Source organism: Cohnella caldifontis (genome assembly GCF_029360585.1).
Lineage (GTDB): Bacteria > Bacillota > Bacilli > Paenibacillales > Paenibacillaceae > Cohnella > Cohnella caldifontis.
The window spans coordinates 41,159-63,087 of sequence record NZ_JAQZSJ010000009.1; the positions used below are offsets into that span (position 1 = coordinate 41,159).

Below are 21,929 nucleotides of genomic sequence, written 5' to 3' on the forward strand. Positions count from 1 at the left end.
CCCGAACGGAGAGGCAACAGGCGGTTGAGTCCGTTCGACTCAACCGCCATCGCCATGGATCCGGGACTCAACCTCCGGGTTGGGTTACGGCGCCACTTGGTTCATGTAATCCACGTATTCTTTCTCCGCGTCGGCCGTAGCCGGGAACCATTCCTTTTCCAGGAAGGACCGGTATTGCTCCAGCGTGATCTTGCCGAGAACGTACTTCATTTCTTCGTCGTCCTTCTTCTTCACCAGATCGGGGATCGAGTTGTTCAGGTTCAGGATCTTCGGCGAACGGACCCCCGGGACGTTGACGACTTTAATCTGCTGCATGGCGGCGTTCAGCTGGTCGTTGAACTTCTGCATTCTTTCCGGCGTGTCGGCGCCTTCGATGATCGATGCGTTACCGTCGATTGCATTGGCGACCGTCATGTAGGTACTGGTCGTCTGCGCCAGCCGGGCCGCCTGATCGGGCGTTCTGGAGACCGCCCTCGTCGCGGGATCATAGCTGTCGTACGTCATTCCCTTCAGCCCGAGCTGGAACAGCTGCGTCGCCTCCGGCGTGTTGCCCCAATCCAAGAACTTCAGGACGGCGTCGACGTTTTTGGAATCCTTGGAAATCATCCAGCCGCCCCAGATGGCGGGCCCCACCCAGCTGTGCGCCGCGCCGTCTTTGTCCTTGAGCGGGGCGTGGTAGGTGAACAGCTTGTCGGAATCCGGGTTTTTGCTCAGGTTGCCCATGACCCCGTATTGATGGGAATAAATGATGCCGACGCGGTTCTGGTTCAGCTTGTCTTGGTCGACGTAGATTTTGTTGATCAGGAATTCGGGATCGATCAGCTTCTCGTCGTTCAACTGCTTCAAGTAGGTCAAGTAAGGAAGGTAGCCCGTCATCTTTTCCCGGAGCTTATACTGACCATCCGTGTCCTTGACGCCGTACGCGGTAGGCAGGGCGAATGCGGACGCCAGGAAGTTGGAGGCGTTCCAGATCGTGTTGTTGCCCAGCGTCGGATTGGAGAACGACAGGCAATACGTGTCCGGCTTGCCGTTGCCGTCCGGATCGTTTTTGACGAACGCCCGGCAAACGTCCAACATTTCGTCGAGCGTGGTCGGAGCCTTCAGGCCGAGCTTATCCAGCCACGTCTGGTTGATCATGTAGCCCCAATGATTCACGATGTTGGGCCGGGGAATCAGGTAAATATGCCCGTCGTTCACGGATTTGACCGAATCCCACATTTCCTTCGTGATGTTTTTCATCAGGTTCGGGTAATTCCCGATCTTGTCGTCCAAGGGAGCGAGCAGCCCGTTCGCGGCCCACGTTTCCATGTTGGAGTCGGCGGCGGCCCAGTTGTAGATCAAGTCCGGCAGATCTCCCGACGCCATCATGACCTGCAGCTTATCCTGGTAATTGTTGATCGGGGGCGCTTCCACTTCCAGCTTGACGCCCGCCAGCTTCTCCGCTTCCTTGATCACCGGGTTGTCGTCGATGACCACCTGCGCGTTGACCCGGTTGAATATTCGGATCGTGACCGGTTTCTCCGACGCCGAAGCCGAAGCCGGGGCCGACGAATCGGACGCCGGTGCGGGAGCGCTCGCGGAGCCTCCGCTCTCCGCGTCGCTCTCCGAACTGCATGCGGCCAGCACCGAGCCCAGCAACATCGCGCAAATCAGAAGACCGAACGCTTTTTTGCCCGCCTTTTTCATCCTTTACAACTCCTTGTCCGTATTTTTGTATTAAATCTGCAGGAATCTGCAGGTTTAACCTTTGATCGAGCCGACGAGCAGCCCCTTCATGAAATATTTCTGCATGAACGGGTAGACCAGCAAAATCGGCAGCGTGGAGAAAATGATGATCGCCATCTTAAGCGTGAACACCGTCACGCCCTCTTGGCCGCCGTTCAGATCGGACGCGGCGAGTCCGCCGTCATCGACGACCAGGTCCCGAAGGATCAGCATCAAAGGCCATAACGTTCTTTTGGACGTATAAATGATCGCCGAGAAAAACGTGTTCCATTGGGTCACGGCATGGAAAATCACGAACGTCGCGATTGCCGGTTTGGACAGCGGAACGATGATCCGGAACAGCACCTTGAACTCGTTGGCGCCGTCGATAAACGCGGATTCCTCGAGATCCTTCGGGATGGCGCCGATGAAATTTTTCATCAGCAGCAGGTTATAGGCCCCGAGGGCGCCGGGCAGGATCAAGGCCCACAGCGTGTTATACAGGTGAAGCGACTTTACGAGATAAAAATTGGGGATCAGCCCGCCGTTGAAGAACATCGTGAAGGTGATCAGGAACAAGATCGCGTTGCGGCCCTTCAAATCCTTTTTGGACAGCGGATAGGCGGTGATCAGCATGAGGAAGATGTTGATCGCGACCCCGGTTACGGTGATGATGACCGTATTCCGGTATCCGGTCCACATTTGCGACATTTCCGCGATTTGCTTGTAGGCCCCGAACTCCAGCCGGCTCGGAATCAGCTTCAACGGATTCTGCAAGTATTCCGCGTAGGGCGTGACCGAGAAGGATGCAACGTAGAAGAACGGAAACAAGCAGGCCAGCGCGAACAGGGTAATCACCGTATAAATGAAGGCGTCAAACAGCCTGTCGCCGAACGATCTGATTTTCATTGCGGGTACCTCCTTGATGGGAACGGATGCGGACGGAAGCCCGACTCTACCAGATTCCGTCTTCCTTCAACCATTTGGCGATCCGATTGCTGGCCAGCAGGAAGACGAGGCCGATGACCGAAGTGAACAATCCGACCGTCGCGCCGAAGGAGAATCTCGCTCCCAAGATTCCGACCCGATAGGCGTAAGTTTCGAATACCTCGGAAACCTCGAGGTTCATCGGATTTTGCAGCACGAAGATCTGTTCGAAGCCGTTGTTCATGATCATGCCCAAACGGAGGATCAGCAGAATCACGATCGTGGATTTGATGCCGGGCAGCGTCACGTGCCACAGCCGCTTCAATCGGCCCGCTCCGTCGATGCTCGCGGCTTCGTACAGCTCCGAATTCACGGAGGAGATGGCGGCCAAGTAGATAATGCTCTCCCAGCCGGAATCCTTCCAGATGCTGCTCAGGACGACCAGCGGACGGAAATAGGCGGTGTCCGCCAGGAAAAAGACCGGTTCGAAGCCCATTTGCTTTAGAAACAGATTGAGAACGCCCCAGGAAGGCGACAGGAAATTGACCAGGATCCCGCCGATGACGACCCAGGAAATGAAGTGCGGCAAATAGATGACCGTCTGGGTGATTCTCTGGTAGGATCGGTTGCGCATCTCGTTCAGGAGCAACGCCAGCAAAATCGGGAACGGAAACCCGAAGGCGAGCCGGAGCAAGCTGAGGGAAAACGAATTCCAGAACACCTGGTAGAAATCGCTCAGTCCGAACATGTACTTGAAATTCTCGAAGCCGATCCAGGGACTTCCGAGGATACCCTTGGCGAAGTTGAAGTTCTTGAAAGCGATCACGACGCCGTACATGGGGATATAGTTGAAGACGAGAAAATAGGCCACGCCGGGAATCAGCATGAGATACAAGTATTTTTTCCGGTTCAAATAACGAAGCCCGTCTTTCCAACCCGCCCAACGTGAACTCGGCATAAGATGCCCCCTTGTTTCGCTTGATGACGCAATCTCGGAATTGCTTCTGTCGAAAGCGTATACTAAAATATCGCTATCGAAATCTCTAAATTTTATAAATTCATCCTAAATTTTTAAGCCGATGGGGGCGCTTACATGACCGTCTACCCCATGAATAAGCATCTCTCCGACTATGAAATGATTTCCCCGGATTTTCCCTTCTACATCTCCCTGAACGAAGTCCGCCGATATTTTCCCGCGCATCGCCACGATTTCCTCGAATGCTCCCTGGTGGTGGAAGGAGAAGGCTACGAAACGATCAACGGCGTGCGCCATCCGATGAGCCGGGGGACGTTCACCTGGCTGCTTCCTTATCAGGTACACGATATCGTGACCACTTCCCCGACGCCGATCCGGCTCTACAATTGCATGTTCGAAATGGAGTTGCTCGCGCTGTCGTCGAAACAAGGGGCTCGCCATTTGCGGTTTCTTCAGGTGGAACAGCGTCAGCCGTATGTCCAGTTGGAGGGGACCCGCATGGCGTCCGTGGAACGCCTGTTTGCCGAGATGCTGGACGAATACGGGCAAGAGCGGCCATACCGGCAGGAATTGATGCTGGTAAAAATGCACGAAGCGCTGATCCATTTCCAGCGGGAGCAGCAAGCCCGCGCCCCTGAGGCGGATGCGGACGAACCCGATTTCGGCCGGTCCGGCTCGGTCTGGCCGGTGATCGCGTATATCCACGCCCATTACCGGGAGGAATTGTCGCTCTCCGAGCTATCCGCCAAATTCGGCCTCCATCCCTCCAGACTGAGCGCGGAGATCAAGAAGCACGCAGGAATCGGCTTCCTGCACCTGCTGCATGACATCCGCCTCCGGCATGCCTGCAGCCTGCTGGCGGCGACGGACATGAGCATCCTGGAGATCGCCGTCGAAGTCGGATTCAGCTCCTACAAGGTGTTCGCCAGGGTTTTCCGGGACGCCAAGGGTTTGACGCCCGGCGAATACCGCAAACGCCGCCAAGCGGGGGAAAAGCCGGAACGGCAGCGGGAGAGCCGCTCCGACCGTTAGGGATCAGGACTCCAAGCAGAGGCGGATCAAATCGTCCACATGGGCCGTGGCCAAGCATTCGCAGGTATCCGCCGCGCCGTAATAGATTTTCACTTCCCCGCTGTCTTCCAAGATCATGCCGCCGGGGAAAATGACGTCGTTGCGGAAACCCTCCTTCTCATAAGGAGCTTCCGGCACGAGCAGCGGATTCGTGCAGCGTCCCACGATCCGGCGCGGATCGTCGAGGTCCAGCAGCATGATGCCGGCCGTGTATCTTTTTTTCCAGAAAGGTTCCCATCCGTTCTTGCCGCGGGCCGGATCGAGGTCCACCGCATGGAACAGCGTCAGCCACCCTTTCTCCGTCTTGATCGGCGGAGCGGCCGGCCCCAGCTTGTCGTTCGCGAAGCGGACAGCCTCGACGGCCAGCAGAAGCTCCGAATCTCCCCAATACCGCAGATCGGGAGAACCGGAAATCCAGATGTCGAACCGGTGAATGCCTCCGCGGCCGTAGATGGGAAACGGACGTTCCAGCCTCACGTAAAGGTCCCGGATTTTTTCCGGGAACAGCACCATGTTCCGGTTGTCCGGTACCGAAAGGCTGAGCACTTCGAATCTCTCCATGTCGTCCGTGACGGCGATGCCGCCCCGTACGCCATGCGGCGTATCGACCGCGAAGCACATGTAGCACCGTCCGTCCATGACGGTCAGCCTGGGATCGTAGCATCGGATCGCTTCGCCGCCGTCGAGCAGCCTGAGAGGTTCGGGCCGAACGACCCAGCGAATGCCGTCATCGCTGAAAGCCAGCCCCATGTCCGTCGTGTTGGTGGGCAGCAGCGTCTGCGTTTCCGCATCCCCGTAATCGTTGCGGAAAACCATGACGTATTTGCCCTGGAACTTGGCTACGCCGGCGTTGAACACCAACGCCGGATGGTACGGGACGTCATCCGACGTCAGAATGGGATTGTTGGCGTATCTGGCAATCAGGGGGCTCGATACCAAGTCCGGGATGCGCTGCATGAATCAAACTCCTTATCGGCAGTAGGTATACCCGTGCAAAACGGGATAGACTTCATCCAGAAGTCTATCCCGTTTCCGAACCGCCGATAGGACAAAATTAAACGATTTCATCCCACTTTTTACATCCGCTTCCTTTGCTGCCATCGGTCAGATCGGCTTCGAGACCATCAGGTACAGGATGACGACCGGCAGCAGGACGGCCAAGGTGCCGAATACGGCCCACGACAGGCTCGCTTTCCGATAACCTTCGGGGAGCGAGCCTTTCTCCAACGCCTGGGCGCTGAGGCGAATCATGCTTCGCTGCAAGGGAAGCAGCAGGACGGCCCAAATGACGCCGGTAAGCGCGAACAACGCGAGGGACAACGTGAGCCAATTGAAGCCGGCTAAGGAATATCCGGCTCTCTCGGCCATCAAGGCTCCGGTGACGATCAGCAGGAGAATGCCGGGAATCGTAAACGCGAAATCGGCCAGCATGACGTTCTTCGCCGCGCCATGGATCTCCCGAAGATCTCCCGAAGATCTCCCTTCGCGTCCGCCCTGACCTTCCAAAAAGCGGCCGTAACGATATTGCCCACGAGCAGCATCGCCCCGACGACATGAAGAAACAGCAACAAGTCCATTCGTCTTCCTACCTCCATTGACCGGATATCGCGATTCCGGCCGTTTTTTATTTATTGATAAATAAATATTAGTTTGAGAAAAGCCGACCGTCAAGGGGGAAGAATAACGAATTTCCGCCCGGAGCCGGTTAATGGGATGTACTCTCGGATGACCCTACTGTCTCGAATCCTTGGGAAATATCGCGACTAAGTCGACGGACAAGCAAGGTATCGTCGGCGATTCAAGGAAATCCGGCTCGGCCAGCGTCGCGGCGAGCCGATATCGACCGTCCTCCAGCACGAACTGATCGACCGTGCGGTAGATCGGGTCAACGAGCCAATATTCCTTGACCCCAGCCCGTTCGTAGAGGCTCTTTTTGAGCGTTTTGTCGCGGCTGCCGGTGCTGTCGGACAAAATCTCGACCAGCAGGTCCGGTACGCCGAAGACGTAGCCGTCGCGGATGATGCCCAGGTTGGATGCCGCGACGAAAATCAAATCCGGCTGCACGATGTTCTCTTCATCGAAATGGACGTCCATCGGCGCCAAGATGATCTCGCCCTCCAAACTGCACGCGCCGTGAAAAGCGAGATGAAGGTTCGTTAAAATCTTCTGATGCACGAATATTGGCGAAGACAGAAAATCGTAACGCACGCCTCCTATGATTTCATACCGTTCGGGAATATCATAGATTCCCTGCTGTTCCTTGACTTTCGCCGGCCGTTTAGGCGACTTCTCCCCGCTCATAGGCCAACCTCCTCGTCCGTTCGGATTCTATTAACACCAGTATACCATTCTCATGGTCATTTTCTAGATTTTGCCTTTCCTTCGACAAATAAAAACGCCCTTCCCTCCTGAGAGCAGGAATGGAAAGGGCGCTCTTCGTCTCTTATGCGTGACCTCGTCAAATCGCTTCCGTATTCGAGGTTCTGCTGCGGGCCATTTTCAGGTACCCATAGACGTTCTGAAGCTCGCTGTCCTCGACGAACCGAAGGCGCATGTTCTCGGCGGCGTCGAGTATGTACGGCCTGAGCGCGGCCGCGCCGCCGCCCAGCACGTAGAAGCATTGAATGTCGGGATACTTCTTCCAGCGCTTGCGGATCAGGTCCACGATTTTCTGCGCCGCGCGGCTGAAGTACGTATCGACGATCGGCCGGATGTCCGCCTGGCCTTCGCCGACGCGCTGGATCAGGAATTCGCCGCGGCGAATGCGCTGAATGAGCTTCGTCCGGCTCGCGAACCGGTAGCCGTACTGGTCTTCCACGTCGCGGATGATGCCGTCTAGGTAAGAAGCCAATCCCAACTGCTCGCCCGTGCTGAACTGGTTGTCGATGCTCATCCGCTTGACGACCGGGAAATCCGTCGTCAGCGCGCCCATCTCGCACACCCCGATGCAGCCGTAGTACAGTTCCTCGTCCCGCACCTGCAGGTTTTCGTGCGTCGCCATATGGAACAAAGCCGCCGCCCCTTCCACGGACACGATCGCGCGGCGGATGAGGACGCGGACGGTCCGCCCGCGCAGCTTCGGCGTCGAAAGGAACGTCACCTCGTGCTCCCCGACCAGCCGTTCCTCGAGGACTTGATGATAGCGCGCATACGTTCGGACCGGAAGTCCGGTTCCGAGCACGTACTCCACTTGGTCGACCGTCTCCCCGGGCTGCAACGTCTGGGCGACGCCCGTCACGCTGGCGTAGGCCAGCGCGGTCAGCGCCACGATCAGCGCCTGGTCGCTGGTCGCCTTGTTATCGGTCTCCTCCAGCTCCGCGTTGTCCTGATCCTCCGAGGCCAGCATGCCGACGAAATACCTCTGGTTTTTCTTTTTCAGCTTAGGGCTGTACACCATGACGTCCAGCGCCTTCAGCGGGGAATCTTCCTCCTGCAGCACGTGCCGCTCGTAGCCCGGCGATACGACGCTGGGAATGATAATCGGCTCGTTCGTTCCGCTGACGACGAGCTTCACGCTGTCGTTGCCGATATCGAGACCTGCCAATTTCAACATCCAAGTCCGACCTCCTGATCCTGCCTTGATCCTCCGGTGATCAACAAGCTACCTTACAGATTTCGCCTCGTCCTGACAAATTCCTTCTTTTTCAGTAGTAGATTCGCATGTTTTTCTCCGAAATAAAGGAAATTTGCCGCTTCGAGTCGAATGAATGAAATCGTAACGCGCAAGAATCGCAGGAGGAACCTCATGAAGTTCTTGAAGTGGAACCGCCAAAAATTCACGTTTATGGTCATTCCGGACGCGAACAGCCAAGTCGTCCGGTTCCGGTTGTCGTCCGGTTGGCTGTTCGGCGCATTGATCGCGGTCGCGATCGTGACGATCTCGGCCGCCGTCGCCCTGGTGCTGTACGGCGACCGGAAAACGGAGGTTGCCCGCCTGAAGCATCAACTGGCGGACGCAACCGGCAAGTACGAGCAAATCATTTCCGATAAAGACCGCCACATCGGCGACCTCCAGACGGAAGTCGCCGACTTGTCCGACCAGGCGAAATCGATCCAGGACAAGATGGCGGATATCGGCAAGCTGGAAACCCAGCTGAAGCAAATCGCCGGACTGGAAAAGCCGTCTTCCGGCTCCGCCGGTTCCGGGGAAGGCACCGCGGCCGAATCGGAAGGGTACGCCATGGACGGAGGAACCGGGGGCGAAGAGTTGCCGGTAACGGACGGGGAAATCGCGGACATGGTGGAGGAAACCCGGCAAAATTTCGCCGATCTCGGCCAATGGATCGAGGAGATGAAGCCTCGGCTGGAGGAAACGAAGGACGCCGTCCTGAAACAGCAGAAGAAACTGATGGCTACGCCGACCATCTGGCCGGTAGACTCCCGCAAAATCACGTCGACGTTCGGGGTGCGCAAGGATCCTTTCACGCATCGGGCCCGGTTCCACGCCGGCATCGACATCAGCGGGGATACCGGGGATCCGGTGTACGCGACGGCGGACGGCGTCGTGTCGCATACCGGGCGGGACGGCGACCACGGCAACAACATCCTCGTTTCGCACGGCAACGGGCTCACGACGCATTACTCCCACCTGAGCAAAATCCTGGTCAAGCCCGGCGCCAAGGTCCGCAAAGGCGAGATCATCGGCGAAATGGGCTCCACCGGGCGAAGCACGGGGCCCCATCTGCATTACGAAGTTTACGTGAAGGGGACCCACGTCGATCCGAAACCTTATCTCCAGACCGACAGAAAGGACGACTGACATGTTCAAAAACAAGAAAAGCAAAATCGATCCGAACATGACCGACACTTTGATCGGGGAAGGCACCCATTTCGAAGGAAAGATCAAGTCCGAGGCCGGCATCCGCGTCGAAGGCCACCTGACCGGCGACATCGAGTGCACGGGCGACGTGACGATCGGCGAGAACGGCTCGGTCCGATCCAATATCAAAGCCCGCCATATCATCCTGGCCGGACATGTGACCGGCAACGTGACCGCTTCCGGCAAGCTGACGATCAAAGCGTCGGGGCAGCTTCACGGCAATTTGACCGCGCAAGAGCTGTCCATCGAAGCGGGCGGCGTGTTCCAGGGCTCCAGCCGCATGGAGACGGCCCGCGAATCCGCGGGCGCCGCCGAGGAGAGAACCGCCAAATCCGAGAATAAAGACCACGGGGGCGGCGCCTCTCCCCTCGAGGAACCGAAAACCGCCGCAGCGTACAAGTCCTGGTAGAATCCTTCCTCTGTCGCCCCGATGCCCGCCTTGCGGGTTCGAGGCGATTTGCACGTTCTTCCGGGCTTCGTGTATGATTCATAGGGAGACCATTTTTCTTGCGAAGCCAACAATGGAGTGAGCGGCATGGACGATTTGAAGAAGGCCTACGAAACGCTGGGTCTGCCGGAAGACGCGTCGCGGGAGCAGGTGGAACAGCGGTATTTCCTGCTTCTGAAGAAAGCCCGTTCCCGGCAGGTGGAGCTTGACGAGATTAACCGGGCCTACAAGCAAATCATCGGCCACGAGGCCGAGAAGGACGCCCCCCAGGAAAAACAGAGCAAGCTGTCCTACTTTTTCTATTATTATAAAATCCACGTCATCGCGGCGATCCTCATCATTCTGGTGACCGCTTTCACGGTCAAGGGCTGCATCGACCGCAAAAACGAGGAAGCGAACAAACCGCCGCTCGACGTCACGGTCACGATGTACGGGAATTATTTCAGCTTTGACGGATCCGATCCGAAGCTCTCGGAGAATCTGCTCCGGCTCATGCCGGAATGGAAACGGATCGACGTCGGCATCGCCTACGTTCCGAGAGAGATCAAATCGCAAGAGGACATGGCCATGCAGCAGAAAGCGATGCTGACGCTGATGACCGAGAAACTCGACCTCATGGTCCTGGACGAACCCAATTTCGATCTGCTGGCCAAGCAGGGAGCGTTTCTCCCGCTGGACAGTTTGAGCGATTGGCCGGAACTGAATATAGACGCAAGCCGGGTTCGGAGCGCCGTCGCGGAAGAAACGACGGCCGAACGTCCCTATGGCGTCGATATGACCGGCAATCCCGTCTTTCAAGGCAGCATCGCGGAAAACTCCGGGGAAAAAACGATCCTCGCGATCCGGGCCCAGCCGGCGCATCCGGAGAAAGCCGAGCGATTGTTCCGACTGCTTGTCTCGTCCCGATAAAGCGAAAACCTCGATTCCCGGCCCCTGGAGGCCGAAAATCGAGGTTTTTCATTTGGATCGGGAGGTCATCGCGCGTAGACCCAGACGAGCAGGGCGGCCTGGAGGACGAACAGGAACGGGATGCCGACGGCGAAAACGGCATGCTTCGTTTTGTGCCGGCGGGTCCGCATGGCGATCCAAGCGCCCAGGGCGCCGCCGACCGCCGCGGCGAGCAGCAGCGTCCGTTCCGGGATTCTCCAGGCGCCTCTCCTGGCTTTCGATTTGTCGAGGGTCATGAGCAGGTAGGCGAGCGCGTTCACAAAGGCGAGATAAATCCATAAGGCTTGCTGCAAGTCCGTGTCCTCCGCCGTATCGGGTTAAACCTTATTATACACCCCGGAATTCCACGGCGTAAGCTTTCGATCCGTCTCGGGTCTGGAATCCGTTCCATCCGGCGGCGTCCGTCACGGTATCCGATATGAATGTCATGATATAGGATTGGTCTCTCAGTTCCGGTTCGAGTTCCAAAACCGCTTCGGTCACGACATCGTTCTTGTCGATGCCTTTGACTCCCGTGACGTTCACGTCGCCTTTGTCCCCGTTCTTCTTGTCGATCTTGAACGCTTCTTTGCTCACGTTTTTCACCGGCTCGCTGAAGTAGACTTTGACCGTATCGTCGTCAAGCGCCACGACTTTCGTCACGCGCGGAGCAGGATTGTCGACCTCCGTACCGGCGAAACGGCCGACGTTGTCGTTATCCGTGACATCCAGATTGTCGATGCCGGTCACGCGGGCCGTGTAGAGGTGTCCGGGACGGAACAGATGGGGATTCGCGTCCTTTCCGGTCCGGAATTGCACGGTCACGGTCTTGCCGTCGCTCTTCGGCTTCAGCGCCTGGTAAGGCTGCGGCCATCCGGACATGGATACGGAGGAGCCGTTGTCGGTCAGCACGGCGGTTCTCAGCTTCGCGACGTCCGAATCGCTTAACGACCGGTTAAACGTAATCTCGATCGTGTTCTCGTTGACCGCTTGCATGGAGGACAGCCGAACCGGCGACGAGGGATGGGCGACCCCGGCGAATTGGAACGTTTGTTTCGCCATCCGGTTCCCGGCCAAATCCGGGATGCCGGACACGGTCAGCGTGTAGACCGTCGCGTCCTTCTGGTCCGACGTGGTCAGGGTCACGGTTTTGCCGTCGCCCGAGAGCTCCGCCTTCACGGGATACAAGCCTTTGTCGAAGCTGTAATGGTCGAGGTTCCGCGCGGCATCCGCATTCACTTTCTCGCTGAAGGAGACGGTAATCCTCGCGGTCGATTCGTTGAATTTGAAGGAGGCGACCGGCGACTTGCCGTCGGTGGAAAACTCCGTGCTCCAATCGTCCATCACGTTGCCGTTCAGGTCTTTGACGTTCTGGACGTACAGCCGGTACTTGACGCCTTCGTCCTGATTTGACGTCGTCACCGTCACTTTGCGGTTGTCGTTCGACAACTGAACGCCCCTGGCTTTGAGCCCGTTGTTGAACGTGTAGTTGGAGCGGTTCGTGGCCGTCGTCCGTTCGACCGGCTCCGAGAACGTCAGCTCCAGCGTGTCGTCCGATACCCGGGTGAACGAAGAGACCGTCGGTTTGGCTTGGTCATCGGACTTGGCGACGAACGCCCAAGGAATTCCGTCCACGTAGAGCGAATAAGAACGGCCCGCGAACTGCGGTTCGGTGTAGACCTGCACCGTCAGTCCATCCCAACTCAGCACCGCGGCGAAAACGTTATACTCCAGCCCGTAAACGTCGCGAAGCCGGAAATGCGTCTGATCGACGGTTTTGACCGGTCGGCTCAAATTCACCTGGATCTGCTGGCTCGAAATCGGAGTGACGGAGGACGCGTACAGCTTGCCGCCGTTCGACTTCTCATACACCGCGTAAGCCGCTTCCACGAGCAAGCCTCGGGTGGCCTCGATCGTATAGTCCTTCATTTGCGGAATCAGCTGGTTTTGCAAGGCAATGGCCACCGACGCCCTTGCCCAAGGAGATACTTTGCCGGACACGAAGGTGTTCCAGCCGTCGGTCCAACCGTAGGAGCGGACCAGCACGGCGGCCAGCTGCTCGACCGTTACCGGGCTTTCCGGGCTGAATTTCCGGTAGCCGGTTCCGACCATCAGCCCCGCGTCGGTTACGGCTTCCACCGGCTGGAAGGACCAACGGGTCCGAAGAACGTCCGAATAGCTCGACTTCCCGACGGGATCGGGAAGATCCAGAAGCTTGTAAAGCACCTGCGCGAACTGCTCGCGGGTCATCGACTGGTACAACCCGGCCGATCCGTCGCTGAAACCGGAAAATATCCCTTTTTGCCTGAGCGTCTCGAACTTCTGCTCCGTGGTCAAATCCGCCGCTCCTGCTGCCGGAGCCGCAATGCCGCAAAAGAGCAGCATCGCCAGCAGTGCGGTCATCCACCTTTTCATCGCGCGACCTCCTTTGGTTTTGCGTACCCTTGCGAGCCGCAGGTAACCAATGAGACGCACGATAGATACATTTTGTTTCTTGTCCCACCAAATTTTTTTAAAAAATGAGACATAACGGAGCAGGCTTGTCCCAGCCGTCCGACCCCATCCTCCCGGTACCGGAGTCGATGGAGTCGGCTCGACGTCTCGGATCTACTCGCGGAGAGCGTCCCGCAATTTGCTGGACATGGAGGAGTCCGAACCGGGAGCCGCGGTTTTCCGCGCCGCTTTCCGCAGCGACTCGCGAAGCCGGGCGTTCTCCTCCCGCTCGGCCGCAAGCTCCTTCGTCCATTCGGCGGCGGATTTCTCCTCCCGGCATTCTCCCGCTCTCCGGCCATTGATGTAATAGTGGTCCTGACGATAGATGCGGAACGCGATCTCCGATTCCGCTATGCCCGCTTGCCGCAGGTGCCGGTCCACGATTTCCGCGAAGCGGTCGCGGATTTCCTCCCCGCGGTCGAACCATGCCGCTTCCACGAAAGGGTATGATACCGCGGTTTCCCCTTGTACGACGGCCGTCGTGTGCGACACTTCCAGCAAGATGTCTTCCCGGGGGCAACGGCACAATTCCGCAAGCTCTGCAGCCAGAGTAACGCTGATGGCCTTAACCTGCTCGACCGAAACTCCCCGAAAGGTCAGATGTGGCATGCTTCCCGAATCTCCTTCGAACCGATGATGGCGTTTCTCGGAATCTTCAAACTTCCGAAACTATCATACCCGAATCCGGCCGCGCGTCAAAGCAGGCGTCAAATCCTCGGGACGAAAATCAAGCGGGAGGCATTCGGGCGCCGGGAGATCCGCCGTAAGTCGCCGATGAGGCAAGATGGCTGTTCAAAGCGTCGGTGTGGATGCTGCCTGGCGAGGCGATGTACGGAAAAATCGGATAACGGAGGCGATTCTGCTGAGAATGCGAGTGGATGTACGGAAAAGTCGGACAACGGAGGTGATTCTGCTGAAAATGCAGGGCGATGTACGGGAAAGTCGGACAACGGAGGCGATTCTGCTGAAAATGCGGGGCGATGTACGGGAAAGTCGGATAACGGAGGCGATTCTGCTGAAAATGCGGGGCGATGTACGGGAAAGTCGGACAACAGCGCGTAGGGGCAAACAATCTAGGACTTCCATTCCTTCTCCAGGCCGTGTAGAGCATGACGTGCGCTATTGCGGCGATTTGTCGGCGGGACGTGCGGAATTGAGCATGACGTGCGCTATTGCTGCGATTTGTCGGTGGGACGTGCGGAATTGAGCATGACGTGCGCTATTGCGGCGATTTGTCGGTGGGACGTGCGGAATTGAGCATGACGTGCGCTATTGAGACGGTTTGTTGGTGGGGCGTGCAGAATTGAGCATGACGTGCACTATTGCGGCGATTTTTCGGCGGTACGTGCGAAATTGAGCATGACGTGCGTTATTGCGGCGATTTGTCGGTGGGGCGTGCAGAATTGAGCATCTCGTGCGCTATTGAGACGGTTTGTTGGTGGGGCGTGCAGAAAAGAGCACGACGTGCGTTATTGCGACGATTTGTCGGTAGAGAATGCGAACGAACGCCGAAAAACCGGCCTCGCGGCCGGTTCTCCCTCTTGGCACCCTGATCCCGGAATCCGGATTACTCCCGGATCTCCTTCTCCTCGGGCTCGTCGTATTTGTTGATATGCGCCACCATGGCTTCGACCGCTTCGCCGCCGTTCGTGCTGGCCGGCACCTCTTTGACCTCGTCTTCCGTCTCGTCCAGGAAATTCTGCTGATCGGCCCGGATCGCGTCAATGCTGTTGCTCATCCCTATTCCCCCTTTGTCACCCTTTGATGGATTGCAGCCATTCATCGTAGCAGCCGGGGCATAAAATCTGCAACCGGTCTTCCACGCCCGTGTCGTCATACAGGGTAACGGTATGCGCCGTTTCCGATTCCTGTCCGCAATCTTCGCACGTATACGTCACCGAACGATCCCTCCGCGTTCCAATCCTGCCCCGTATTGTCCCCGGCGGAATCCGCGGCTATGCATCTCGGTTGCTCCCGCAGCGGCAATATCGTATAGTGGACGAAGAGGTGATCGAAAGATGTCCAAAAGCAAAAACCGAAAAGCCCGCCTGAAACGGGAAAGGGCAGGCCGTCTCAACCCGGAGCTGCTGCGCGGGGAATGGATCCGCAAACCGATGACGCAGGTCAAACGAAACGACAAAGCCGAACAGCGCCGAACGCTGTGCCGCCGACAAGGCAGCCGCGACGGCGCTGGTTTATTTTCACCCCGGGTCAGCGGCCGAACGGTTTCCTGAGTTTCTCCCCGATCCAATGCCGCCAAGGTCTGTGAACCGGCGGTTTGTCGATCACGCGCCCGTCGTGCAGCCTTACCCAGGTATCGAATTCCCGCTCGCCCGCTCTCAGCCGGATGACCCGCGCTCCCCTCGCAAATCTCCATAGACCGTAAGCCTGGTAGCCGCTCGCCCGGCCGTAGTACAGCCAAGTGTTCAGCAGCTTGCCGCCGTAATCGTTAATGTGGTCGTGCCCGCAGAACGCCCCGACCACGTCGGCGAGTTCCGACCAGGCGGCGAACCAACCCGAATTCACCCGGGGACAACCCGGTCTCTCGTATCCTCTGCCGTAGCACACCTGCGTCCGCCATACCTCCGCGTATTCGGGCAGCGGGATATGGAAGAACGCCAGCGACGGAACGGCGGCTCCGCCGTTTCCGGCGGTCAGCCGGGCGGATTCCCCCGCGTACCAGCGGATCTGGTCCCTTCTCACCCAATCGTAGCCCGGCACCCACGGGAGTTCCGACAACGCCCCGGTGTCCACGAAATACAACGCGTTCCGCGTCCTCCCGCTCCTGTCTTCCAAACGAATCAAGTAGTTGCCCGTTCCGTGGACGTCCGCCGGCCCGCTCTCCGCCAGGCACCCGCGCATGTCCCGCATGGCAGCCATCAATTCCGGCCGGCTCGCCGCCCCTTCCGCGTCGTGGTTGCCGAATACGGCAGCCCACGGAATCCCGCTTTCCTCCGCCACGGCGAGGGCGTCCCGCAGGGATCGCTTGGGGTCCCGGCAATTCGGAGCGTAGATCAAGTCTCCGGTAAAGACGATCAGGTCGGGCTGCTCCGCCTCCAGGATCCGCTCCATGAGGTCGCGGGTCCGCAGATCTTTCGGTTCCCCGTTCTGCCAGTGCAAATCGGTGAACTGCACGATCGTGAACGTACCGTCATTCCGGAAGCGCAGCGCTCCCGCCATCCGTCAGCCTCCTCCCGCTACGGAAGCAAATACAACAGCACCGCGAAAAAATGGCAGGCCGAGCCCGCCATCACGAACAGATGCCATACCGCGTGGTGATGGGGGAAACCCCTCCATACATAAAATACGGCGCCTACCGTGTACAATAGACCGCCGGCCACGAGCAGCCGGATTCCGCCGGGCTGCAGCGCCGCTTGCAGAGGCGCCCAGGCGAATACGATGAGCCAGCCCATTCCGACATAGAACAAGGTGGACAGCACGAGGAACTTTTTCGTGAAAAACGCCTTGAACACGACGCCGCCCGCCGCAAGCCCCCAAACGATGCCGAACAGCGTCCACCCGAGCGGGCTTCGGAGCGCGGTCAGGAGCAGCGGCGTATACGTGCCCGCGATGAACAAATAAATGCACGAGTGGTCGAACGTTTCGAACAGATCTTTGACTTTGCCTTCCGGAAACGAATGGACGAGCGTCGATGCGAGGTACAGCAGCACCATGGTCGCCCCGTAAACCGTGAAGCTCACCACGTGCCATGCCGTCCCTTTCCATGCCGCGAACGAGATCAGGACGACCAACCCCGCGATGCTGAGCGCCGTTCCGATGCCGTGGGTGACGGCGTTCGCCGCTTCTTCCCTTCGCGTGTACACATGCGTATCCGCCATAATGCTTTCCCGCCTCTCTTGGATGTCTGACGATTTTCCTAACGCGCGGGCAGAACCAGCTGGATGCTCGTTCCTTGCCCGGGCTGGCTGCTGACGGACATGCGGCCTTCATGCGCCTGGATGATTTTATAGCATACCATAAGTCCGAGACCGGTTCCCTTCTCCTTGGTGGTCAAGAAAGGCTCGCCCAACCGTTCCAGGATTTCCGGCGGCATGCCCACTCCCTGGTCGTCGATCTGCACCGTCAGCTCCCGCTTCGGCGCGTCGTTCTCGAACCGGACGGTGACCGTTCCGCCGCCCGGCATCGCTTCGATCGCGTTTTTCATCAGGTTGATGAGCACCTGCTTGATCTGGTTTTCGTCGCACTTGACCATGGGCAGCTGCCGGGGCGGCTCGATCCGGATCATGACGTTGTGCAGGATGGCCTGGGATTCCAGGATCGGAATGATGCTCATCAAAATGCGGTGAAGATCGTGCTCTTTGAGCTGCTGGCGGTTGTGCGGCTTGGAGAGCATCATGAACTCCCCGACGATGTAGTTGATTCTTTCCAGCTCCGCCAGCATGATCTCGTAATATTTGCGGTTGTCGTCCGAATTTTGGTGCAGCAGCTGCGTAAAGCCTTTCAGCGCGGTCAGGGGGTTGCGGATCTCGTGGGCGACGCCCGCCGCAAGCTGGCCGACGACCGACAGCTTCTCCGATCGGATGAGGTATTGCTCCGACATCCTGCGTTCGGTGATATCGACTAACGTACCGGACAGCGACGACTTCCCTTGAAAATACGTTTTCGAGAGATGGATCTCCAGGTACAGCAAGGACTGGTCTTTCCGGAACCCGTTCACTTCGAACCGCGTAGTGGGCAAATTCTCTTGCAGCTTGCCGACTTCGGCCAGAAATTTGGGAACGTCGGACATGGAAATATGGCTTAAAATCGATCGGCCGAGCATTTGCCCCCGCTCGTACCCGAAAATTTCTTCGAAATGCCGGTTCACGAAAACGATCCGGTCGTCTTGTTCGATGAATACGCCGACGAGCGCGTTTTCCGTCCAATTGCGGTACGTCTGGTTCGTCTCCCACAACGACCGGTACACCGCTTCGGATTCGCGGATCCCCAAGAACAGCCGGATCAGCATCAACGCTACGCCGATCAGGCAGGCGAGCGTGACGGGCGTTGCGGGATAAGAGCCCGCCAGGAGCAGCACCAGCAGCAACCCTCCGACGACCAGGGGAAAATACCGCTTGGGACTCGCGGTGCCCGCGATCGCCGGCGCCTTCGGATCGGCGGTTCCCTTCGCCATCCCGGCGAAGCCCAAGCACAGGAAGCTGGCGAACCAACAGAAATCGGTCAATTCCAGCCCGAAGCCTTGCCAATGGGGCCGGCCTTCGAGGAACCAAGAGAAGGAGCTGGACACGGTTCGGAGAAGGAACGCGGCAATCAGGAGATTGCGGATCCCCTTCGTCGCCCGGGGCCATCCGAAAATCATCAGGAAGGTCAGGATCACCAGGTTGACCGATGAGCCGAACAAGTGGTACAGCGTCAAAGCCTCGCTCGGATCGAATCCGCTCGGTTTCGGCTGAATGAACAGCTGCCAATAAAGCGCAAGCGACACCGTCGTAAACAACAGAATGTCGAATATAAAGGGATACGTCGGCGTCGTCATGGATTTTCGCTGAAAATACAATCCCGTCAGGATGAAGACATACTGCAGGGACCACAGCACTTCCGGAGCGCCGATCCGATCCGAGACCTGACCGGTGAGAAAATACTCCGCCAGCCAAATGCTTTGCGCGACGAAAAAGAAATAGGCGCTCGCGGCATAGCAACGCCAGTACTTTTCTTCCGCGGAACGGAGGGAGGCCAGCGTCAGCAGAACCGCGGCATATAAAGAAGCCAGCGCCTGCAGCACGCCGCTCGCCGCTGTTTCCAGGTAAAGATCCCCTTGAACGGCAACCGCGCATCCGACATCCACCAACAGCAGCGTTATACCGATCCATCCAGCGAGACGCCTGCTTTTCGACACGTACGTTCTCCCCTTGGGTCTCTACTCACGCGCAATGCAACTCCATACCTATTCCATGCGCAGGAATGATTTTCCTTCCTTGACAAAGAAAGCGGAGGAGCGGAACCGAAGTCCCGGGTTTGCGGTTTCATAACGCATCCACGATATCCCCTGCGATCAGGGAGCCGGGAGAAAACCGGGCGGCCGCCGCCCGGTCCCCCGCCGCCCCATGCGCGTACGTCCCCGCCGCCGCGGCACCCGGACCGTCCAAACCTTGCGCGAGCAGCCCTCCGATCAAGCCTGCCAGCACGTCGCCCGATCCTCCCGTCGCCATTCCCGGATTGCCCGTGGGGTTGACGAACGCCCGGCCGTCCGGAGCCGCCACGACCGTCCCGGCCCCTTTGAGCACCAGCGTGACGCCGTGCGCGGCGGCAAACCGGCGGGCCGATTCGATACGGTCCCGCTGGACTTCCTTCGCGGACAAGCCGCACAGCCGCGCCATCTCCCCCGGATGCGGAGTGAGGACGACGGGCGTTTCTTTCCGCGGCCAACGGAGAAACGGCTCGCCGGCTTCCGCCAACATGTTCAGCGCGTCGGCATCGAGCACGAGCGCCGTATCCAAGCGATCCCATAGTTCGCGCAGCCAAGCGGAATCCCCCGGCCAGCGGCCCATGCCGGGACCGATCACCATGGCCTGCTTGCCGGCCGCCAGCTCCGCGAGCCGTTCCGCCGGCACCATGCGCCAATCCCCGCTGCCGCCGTCCGCCGCCGTCCGGAGCAACGCCTCGGGCAAACGCCCGGCCAGCGCCGGCGACAAGCCCTCCGGTACCGCCCAGGATACCAGCCCGCAGCCGGACCGGAGAGCCGCCTTCGCGCACAGCAGGCCGGCGCCGCTCATCTCCCGCGAACCCGCCGCGATCAGCGCGTGGCCGAACGTGCCCTTATGGGCGTCGGCCGGCCGCTCCGGCGGGAAGGCGAGCCCGAGCTGCGACCGCATCGTTTCGGCATCCAGCCGGAAGGTGCGGATATCCGCGTGCCGGAACGCGATCTCCGGAATGCCGATCGGCCGGACGACCACTTCTCCCGCATAGCTGACGCCGGGATGCTGAGAAAGGCCCCGCTTCGCGGCCGCGAGCGCAACCGTGATCCGGGCGCGGAAACAAGGATCGAGCGCTTCCCCGGTGTCGGCGTTAAGCCCGCTGGGCAAATCCACCGCCACGACGGGAAGCCCGCTGGCCGAGGCTTCGCGGATGAGCGCCGCGTACGGCTCCCGCGGCGCGCCCGACGCTCCCGTTCCGAGCAAGGCGTCTACGATCCCGTCCCACGCTTCCCAGGCAACCGGCTCTCCGGTCCCGTAAATCGCGGACGGAATGCCGATTCGGCGGGCGATGTCCCGCTGCGTGCCGGCTTCGCCGCCCCAGCCGTCCGGCTGCTCCGCGTACAGCAGCAGAACGTCGTATCCCGCGTCCGCCAGATGGCGGGCGCAGACGATGCCGTCCCCGCCGTTGTTCCCTTTGCCGACCAGCACGATCCAGCGCGGGGCCGCGCCGTTACGCCTCCGCCGTTCTTGAGACCGGCCCCCTTCGAATCGGATGACCTCATCGGCGACCGCCCGGCCGGCATTCTCCATCAGCACGAGCGCCGGTATGCCCAGCGCGTCGATGGCATAGCGGTCGACCGCCCTCATTTCTTCCGCGGACACCAGCCGCATGCGGAATCACTCCTCCATCCCCGGAATGTGGAACAAATCGAGCTGCTCCGGCTCCCGCCGGGCAATTTCCAACTCCGGGGCCTCCTGGCCGAGCAGCCTCATCAAGGCAGCCGCGTTGCCCGCCGCATGGCCGCCGGAATTGTTGTTGAAGATGACGAGGATGTCCCCGTCCGGATCCGACTGGCGTTCCAGCAACTCCAGCCGCTGCCGCCACTCCGCCAGTTCCGGTTCGCCGTAATCGTACAAGTAGCGCACTTCCCGCCAGTTCGCGCCGCCGCCCGACTCCCACCCGGCCGCGTTGCGGCCGTGCATTCGCACGATCGTCAAGAAGGGATCCGTCGCGCGCAGGACGGTCGGCACCGAGCCCGTGCCCGTCTGGGGTTCGTCGCAGACGCTGTGGATCCACCCCTCCGTCTCCATGAAAGCCAAGGTTTTCTCCCGGTAAGCCTCCGTAAACCAGCTTTGGTGCCGGAATTCCAGGGCGCACGGAATCCCAGCCATGCGTTCCTTCGCCCCCCGGAGCTCCCGGATATGGTCCCGCGTGCAATCGAACCAAGGCGGATACTGGAACAAAACCGCGCTTAGTTTTCCGGCCTCCATCATCGGCCCCAGCGAGGCGCGGAAAGCTTCGAAATCCGCCTCCAGCGAGCCGTTTCCCGGTTTTCCCCGCCGATGCCCGGTCAGCGCCTGGTACGCCTTGACGACGAAGCGGAAGCCGTCCGGGGTTTCGTTCGTCCAGGCCGCGAGCCTCTCCGGGGAATGGAGCGCGTAAAACGTGCTGTCCACCTCCACGACCGGCCATTTCCGCGCGTACCGTTTCAGCTTATCCTGCGGCTTGGTGCCCGGCGGATACAGGCTGTCGTGATCCCCCCAGCCCGCAAGCCCGATGCGGATCATCCCGTTTCCTCCCCCGCGTTGCGACATATTCCTCTCTCAATTATAGACCCCGTGGGAGGAATGCTAAAACATAGGCTTCGTCTTTTCCCGATGCCGCCGTTGCAAAAACAAACTCCGCCC

The 21,929-nt window shown here is 59.2% G+C and carries 22 protein-coding genes; 5 read left to right on the top strand and 17 right to left on the bottom strand.

Going from position 1 to position 21,929, the window contains the following annotated elements; translation table 11 throughout:
- Positions 1-84: 84 nt before the first annotated feature.
- The 3 genes from PTZ19_RS14035 to PTZ19_RS14045 are packed head-to-tail and all read right to left on the bottom strand — an operon-like array spanning position 85 to position 3,589.
- Positions 85-1,686: an extracellular solute-binding protein gene (locus PTZ19_RS14035; RefSeq protein WP_276355521.1), complete on the bottom strand. Its 1,602-nt coding sequence runs from the start codon at positions 1,684-1,686 to the stop codon at positions 85-87.
- A gap of 54 nt (positions 1,687-1,740) precedes the next feature.
- On the bottom strand, positions 1,741-2,613 hold the full coding sequence (locus tag PTZ19_RS14040) for a carbohydrate ABC transporter permease (RefSeq protein WP_276355523.1): 873 nt from the start codon (positions 2,611-2,613) through the stop codon (positions 1,741-1,743).
- Positions 2,614-2,659: 46 nt separating this feature from the next.
- Positions 2,660-3,589, bottom strand: a complete 930-nt coding sequence (locus tag PTZ19_RS14045) for an ABC transporter permease (protein WP_276355525.1) — start codon at positions 3,587-3,589, stop codon at positions 2,660-2,662.
- Positions 3,590-3,724: 135 nt separating this feature from the next.
- Between PTZ19_RS14045 and PTZ19_RS14050 the strand changes: the two genes are divergently transcribed.
- Positions 3,725-4,639, top strand: coding sequence for an AraC family transcriptional regulator (locus PTZ19_RS14050; protein ID WP_276355527.1), 915 nt, complete (start codon positions 3,725-3,727; stop codon positions 4,637-4,639).
- A 3-nt stretch (positions 4,640-4,642) separates the two neighbouring features.
- Here PTZ19_RS14050 and PTZ19_RS14055 read toward each other — a convergent pair whose 3' ends face one another.
- From PTZ19_RS14055 to PTZ19_RS14070, 4 genes are all read right to left on the bottom strand, one after another.
- A complete protein-coding gene (locus PTZ19_RS14055) occupies positions 4,643-5,635 on the bottom strand; it encodes a glycoside hydrolase family 130 protein (RefSeq protein WP_276355530.1) in 993 nt (330 codons plus the stop codon).
- A 147-nt stretch (positions 5,636-5,782) separates the two neighbouring features.
- On the bottom strand, positions 5,783-6,109 hold the full coding sequence (locus PTZ19_RS14060) for a DUF2269 family protein (protein ID WP_339329330.1): 327 nt from the start codon (positions 6,107-6,109) through the stop codon (positions 5,783-5,785).
- Positions 6,110-6,409: 300 nt separating this feature from the next.
- Entirely contained in the window at positions 6,410-6,979 is a 570-nt protein-coding gene (locus tag PTZ19_RS14065) for a Uma2 family endonuclease (RefSeq protein WP_276355533.1), read from the bottom strand.
- 157 nt (positions 6,980-7,136) lie between these two features.
- Positions 7,137-8,231, bottom strand: a complete 1,095-nt coding sequence (locus PTZ19_RS14070; RefSeq protein ID WP_276355536.1) for a ParM/StbA family protein — start codon at positions 8,229-8,231, stop codon at positions 7,137-7,139.
- A gap of 192 nt (positions 8,232-8,423) precedes the next feature.
- Between PTZ19_RS14070 and PTZ19_RS14075 the strand changes: the two genes are divergently transcribed.
- From PTZ19_RS14075 to PTZ19_RS14085, 3 genes are all read left to right on the top strand, one after another.
- Positions 8,424-9,437, top strand: coding sequence for a M23 family metallopeptidase (locus PTZ19_RS14075; RefSeq protein ID WP_276355538.1), 1,014 nt, complete (start codon positions 8,424-8,426; stop codon positions 9,435-9,437).
- Position 9,438: 1 nt separating this feature from the next.
- A complete protein-coding gene (locus PTZ19_RS14080; RefSeq protein WP_276355541.1) occupies positions 9,439-9,906 on the top strand; it encodes a bactofilin family protein in 468 nt (155 codons plus the stop codon).
- A 126-nt stretch (positions 9,907-10,032) separates the two neighbouring features.
- On the top strand, positions 10,033-10,854 hold the full coding sequence (locus tag PTZ19_RS14085) for a hypothetical protein (protein ID WP_276355544.1): 822 nt from the start codon (positions 10,033-10,035) through the stop codon (positions 10,852-10,854).
- Positions 10,855-10,919: 65 nt separating this feature from the next.
- On the opposite strand, the gene PTZ19_RS14090 is transcribed toward PTZ19_RS14085, so the two are convergent.
- From PTZ19_RS14090 to PTZ19_RS14110, 5 genes are all read right to left on the bottom strand, one after another.
- On the bottom strand, positions 10,920-11,186 hold the full coding sequence (locus tag PTZ19_RS14090; protein WP_276355547.1) for a DUF1294 domain-containing protein: 267 nt from the start codon (positions 11,184-11,186) through the stop codon (positions 10,920-10,922).
- 34 nt (positions 11,187-11,220) lie between these two features.
- A complete protein-coding gene (locus PTZ19_RS14095) occupies positions 11,221-13,287 on the bottom strand; it encodes an Ig-like domain-containing domain (protein WP_276355549.1) in 2,067 nt (688 codons plus the stop codon).
- Between the two features lie 192 nt (positions 13,288-13,479).
- Positions 13,480-13,974, bottom strand: a complete 495-nt coding sequence (locus tag PTZ19_RS14100; RefSeq protein WP_276355551.1) for a DUF1904 family protein — start codon at positions 13,972-13,974, stop codon at positions 13,480-13,482.
- A 958-nt stretch (positions 13,975-14,932) separates the two neighbouring features.
- Entirely contained in the window at positions 14,933-15,103 is a 171-nt protein-coding gene (locus PTZ19_RS14105) for a hypothetical protein (RefSeq protein WP_276355554.1), read from the bottom strand.
- Between the two features lie 16 nt (positions 15,104-15,119).
- A complete protein-coding gene (locus PTZ19_RS14110; RefSeq protein WP_276355557.1) occupies positions 15,120-15,263 on the bottom strand; it encodes a hypothetical protein in 144 nt (47 codons plus the stop codon).
- 120 nt (positions 15,264-15,383) lie between these two features.
- On the opposite strand from PTZ19_RS14110, the gene PTZ19_RS14115 reads away from it, so the two are divergent.
- Positions 15,384-15,599, top strand: a complete 216-nt coding sequence (locus PTZ19_RS14115) for a hypothetical protein (protein WP_276355559.1) — start codon at positions 15,384-15,386, stop codon at positions 15,597-15,599.
- Here PTZ19_RS14115 and PTZ19_RS14120 read toward each other — a convergent pair.
- The 5 genes from PTZ19_RS14120 to PTZ19_RS14140 form a co-directional block, all read right to left on the bottom strand.
- Positions 15,577-16,545: a metallophosphoesterase family protein gene (locus PTZ19_RS14120; protein ID WP_276355561.1), complete on the bottom strand. Its 969-nt coding sequence runs from the start codon at positions 16,543-16,545 to the stop codon at positions 15,577-15,579. The genes PTZ19_RS14115 and PTZ19_RS14120 overlap by 23 nt on opposite strands.
- Before the next feature lie 17 nt (positions 16,546-16,562).
- Positions 16,563-17,204, bottom strand: coding sequence for a PAQR family membrane homeostasis protein TrhA (gene trhA / locus PTZ19_RS14125; protein ID WP_276355565.1), 642 nt, complete (start codon positions 17,202-17,204; stop codon positions 16,563-16,565).
- Positions 17,205-17,242: 38 nt separating this feature from the next.
- Positions 17,243-19,222 (bottom strand): ATP-binding protein, encoded by a 1,980-nt coding sequence (locus PTZ19_RS14130; RefSeq protein WP_276355566.1) that lies wholly within the window; start codon positions 19,220-19,222, stop codon positions 17,243-17,245.
- Positions 19,223-19,349: 127 nt separating this feature from the next.
- A complete protein-coding gene (locus PTZ19_RS14135; protein WP_276355569.1) occupies positions 19,350-20,912 on the bottom strand; it encodes an NAD(P)H-hydrate dehydratase in 1,563 nt (520 codons plus the stop codon).
- A 6-nt stretch (positions 20,913-20,918) separates the two neighbouring features.
- On the bottom strand, positions 20,919-21,809 hold the full coding sequence (locus tag PTZ19_RS14140) for a DUF72 domain-containing protein (protein WP_276355570.1): 891 nt from the start codon (positions 21,807-21,809) through the stop codon (positions 20,919-20,921).
- Positions 21,810-21,929 lie beyond the last annotated feature (120 nt).

Coding starts and splice junctions, on each gene's coding strand:
- PTZ19_RS14065 (WP_276355533.1), bottom strand. CDS start 6,979: ATGAGCGGGGAGAAGTCGCCTAAACGGCCGGCGAAAGTCAAGGAACAG.
- PTZ19_RS14050 (WP_276355527.1), top strand. CDS start 3,725: ATGACCGTCTACCCCATGAATAAGCATCTCTCCGACTATGAAATGATT.
- PTZ19_RS14055 (WP_276355530.1), bottom strand. CDS start 5,635: ATGCAGCGCATCCCGGACTTGGTATCGAGCCCCCTGATTGCCAGATAC.
- PTZ19_RS14135 (WP_276355569.1), bottom strand. CDS start 20,912: ATGCGGCTGGTGTCCGCGGAAGAAATGAGGGCGGTCGACCGCTATGCC.
- PTZ19_RS14080 (WP_276355541.1), top strand. CDS start 9,439: ATGTTCAAAAACAAGAAAAGCAAAATCGATCCGAACATGACCGACACT.
- PTZ19_RS14075 (WP_276355538.1), top strand. CDS start 8,424: ATGAAGTTCTTGAAGTGGAACCGCCAAAAATTCACGTTTATGGTCATT.
- PTZ19_RS14060 (WP_339329330.1), bottom strand. CDS start 6,109: ATGCTGGCCGATTTCGCGTTTACGATTCCCGGCATTCTCCTGCTGATC.
- PTZ19_RS14070 (WP_276355536.1), bottom strand. CDS start 8,231: ATGTTGAAATTGGCAGGTCTCGATATCGGCAACGACAGCGTGAAGCTC.
- PTZ19_RS14140 (WP_276355570.1), bottom strand. CDS start 21,809: ATGATCCGCATCGGGCTTGCGGGCTGGGGGGATCACGACAGCCTGTAT.
- PTZ19_RS14040 (WP_276355523.1), bottom strand. CDS start 2,613: ATGAAAATCAGATCGTTCGGCGACAGGCTGTTTGACGCCTTCATTTAT.
- PTZ19_RS14035 (WP_276355521.1), bottom strand. CDS start 1,686: ATGAAAAAGGCGGGCAAAAAAGCGTTCGGTCTTCTGATTTGCGCGATG.
- PTZ19_RS14100 (WP_276355551.1), bottom strand. CDS start 13,974: ATGCCACATCTGACCTTTCGGGGAGTTTCGGTCGAGCAGGTTAAGGCC.
- PTZ19_RS14120 (WP_276355561.1), bottom strand. CDS start 16,545: ATGGCGGGAGCGCTGCGCTTCCGGAATGACGGTACGTTCACGATCGTG.
- PTZ19_RS14085 (WP_276355544.1), top strand. CDS start 10,033: ATGGACGATTTGAAGAAGGCCTACGAAACGCTGGGTCTGCCGGAAGAC.
- PTZ19_RS14045 (WP_276355525.1), bottom strand. CDS start 3,589: ATGCCGAGTTCACGTTGGGCGGGTTGGAAAGACGGGCTTCGTTATTTG.
- PTZ19_RS14105 (WP_276355554.1), bottom strand. CDS start 15,103: ATGAGCAACAGCATTGACGCGATCCGGGCCGATCAGCAGAATTTCCTG.
- PTZ19_RS14115 (WP_276355559.1), top strand. CDS start 15,384: ATGTCCAAAAGCAAAAACCGAAAAGCCCGCCTGAAACGGGAAAGGGCA.
- PTZ19_RS14095 (WP_276355549.1), bottom strand. CDS start 13,287: ATGAAAAGGTGGATGACCGCACTGCTGGCGATGCTGCTCTTTTGCGGC.
- trhA (WP_276355565.1), bottom strand. CDS start 17,204: ATGGCGGATACGCATGTGTACACGCGAAGGGAAGAAGCGGCGAACGCC.